Raw genomic sequence first — 933 nt, 5'->3', positions numbered from 1 at the left:
CGGCTATCACCGCCGGATTAGCTAAGGGCTTATCTGTACATGAAGCAGTAAAACAAGCAAAAGAATTTATTACCGCTGCCATCAAAGCCTCATTCCCGCTAAACGCCTATGTCGGTCCCACCTGCCATGCTGCCCACCGTTTGAATAAGTAAAATGGCAACCTGGCACATCGCATACTTTTATTGCACGTCATAATCGCGTAGATAAACTAAGAGCTCCACACAAGCGGAGCTCTTTTCACGAATTAAAATTGATTTTTCCACACTCTCTTTATCTTTACACTTCATTTCCTAAAACAAATTTATTAATTGCGTTAGCTACGCCATCCTGGTCATTTGAATCTGTAATATAGTCAGCTCGCCGCTTGACACTATCCGCAGCATTCCCCATCGCAATGCCCAGACCGGCGTATTCTATCATCGACAAATCATTGGCACTATCGCCTATAGCGATAATCTCTTCCCGCTTTATATTATACAATGATGCTAGCATGGCTACCGCTTTACCTTTTGAGACCCCTTTACGGGTAATTTCAATATTGTACTTGGAAGAATCAACAATTTCTAATTGTTTGATATTCATGAGTTCCTGCCGCAAGCGATTAATTAGCGCTGCATCTCTATAGATAATTTCACATTTTACAATTTCGTTTTTTTCTTTATGTAATACTTTTTGCCACTGTCGCCAGGAAAACACATATTCCATGTCCAAATGGTTGCGCCTTCGGCCTAACAGTTTAGTGGCCAGATAGTAAAGTTTAAACATAATCGTGCCATAATAAAATTTATGAGGAGAACAAAAGTAAGGCGTAGTGCGGTGTTTTCGAAATATCCCCAGTAATTCCAGACATAAACTTTCACCAAGAACATCTTTATAAATGACTTTATCGTTATCTTTTTCCTTGATAAAGGCTCCGTTTGCTGCTATCACCGG

At 40.2% G+C, this 933-nt stretch carries 2 protein-coding genes; one reads left to right on the top strand and one right to left on the bottom strand.

The annotated features are described in order from the left end of the window. On the top strand, positions 1-152 hold a 152-nt coding region (locus AC29Z1_RS14515; protein ID WP_488272173.1), incomplete at its 5' end, for a bifunctional hydroxymethylpyrimidine kinase/phosphomethylpyrimidine kinase. A gap of 124 nt (positions 153-276) precedes the next feature. On the opposite strand, the gene AC29Z1_RS14510 is transcribed toward AC29Z1_RS14515, so the two are convergent. After that, positions 277-933 (bottom strand): Cof-type HAD-IIB family hydrolase (locus AC29Z1_RS14510; RefSeq protein WP_488272169.1); only part of this gene is annotated, 657 nt, incomplete at its 5' end.

This window comes from Sporomusa sp., assembly GCF_057736855.1.
The sequence above is the reverse complement of the archived record's forward strand: the minus strand, read 5'-3'. Positions and strand labels throughout refer to the sequence as shown.